This window comes from Streptomyces sp. NPDC102279 (genome assembly GCF_044766365.1).
Lineage (GTDB): Bacteria > Actinomycetota > Actinomycetes > Streptomycetales > Streptomycetaceae > Streptomyces.
Genome location: NZ_JBIWLU010000022.1, coordinates 101,903 through 103,165 on the forward strand (window position 1 = coordinate 101,903; position 1,263 = coordinate 103,165).

A 1,263-nucleotide genomic window follows, 5' to 3' on the forward strand; every position below is an offset into this window, starting at 1 on the left:
GCACCAGCACCAGCACCAGCACCAGCACCAGCACAGGCGTACCGGCTCCGCTCCGAACCCCGATACCAGGCAGAGCAGTTCGCGCCCGCCCGCGGCCCCAGCACACACCAGGCCCGGAACAGGCCCAACCCACCCCGGCCAGCCGGCCTCCGGCACAACAGCCCCACCACCGCGCAGGAACACGCCCCCCTCAACGCGAAGCAGCCACCCCCCGGACCGCACCGAAGAAGCGAGCCCCCCGCACACGACCGCTCACCCCCACAGCCTCACCCCCACCACCGAGGCCAGACCCCCTCGGGACAAGCACACACAACCGCGACCCACACCCCAAACCAGCACAAACTCACCCAACCCGAAGCCACCCGGCACCGGCCCACCCCACCCCGCCCCCGCCACCCCGACCACAACCGGCTACCGGCTACCGGCTACCGGCTACCGGCTACCGGCTACCGGCTACCGGCTACCGGCTACCAGACCCTCACACCCGGACGCACACCGCCGATCACACCCCCGCGACCCCACGACACCCCACACCCAAGCCGCTAAGATACGAACTTGACGGTTTTTTTTACGGGCGCCTCCCCAGGCACCACAACCCCCGGAGGCGGCACCCCATGGCCAAACAAGACCGCGCCATCCGCACACGACACACCATCCTCGTCGCCGCAGCATCAGTCTTCGAAGAACGCGGCTACCAAGCCGCCACCATCACCGACATCCTCACCACCGCCGGCGTCACCAAAGGCGCCCTCTACTTCCACTTCCAATCCAAAGAAGACCTCGCCTACGGCGTCATGGCCGCCCAAGGCCGCCACATGGGCACCGTCCCACCCCGCACCTGCAAAACCCAAGAAGTCGTCGACACCGTCCTCCTCCAGACCTACCGCCTCCAAAAAGACCCCATGGTCCGCGCCGGCGTCCGCCTCGCCATGGACCAACAAGCAACCGAACTCGACCGCGGCACCAGCTTCCAAGAATGGAGCCACGGCATGACCACCCTCCTCACCCAAGCCAAACAACAAGGAGAACTCCTCCCCCACATCAACCCCACCGACACCGCCGACCTCCTCGTCGGCGCCTACGCCGGCATCCAAGCCATGTCCCAAGCCATCACCAACTACACCGACCTCGACCACCGCACCACCACCCTCCTCACCCACACCCTCCCCAACATCATCCACCCACCCATCCTCACCACCCTCAACCTCACCCCCCAACGCGGCAAAACCACCTACACCGAAATCGAACAACTCCACAACAACA

Annotated in this window: 1 protein-coding gene; it reads left to right on the forward strand. The window is 66.4% G+C overall.

The genetic code is table 11. The features are described 5' to 3' along the window. Positions 1-614: 614 nt before the first annotated feature. Positions 615-1,263, forward strand: a 649-nt coding sequence (locus ACIRQH_RS39120; protein WP_404230208.1) for a ScbR family autoregulator-binding transcription factor, incomplete at its 3' end; no start/stop codon positions are given.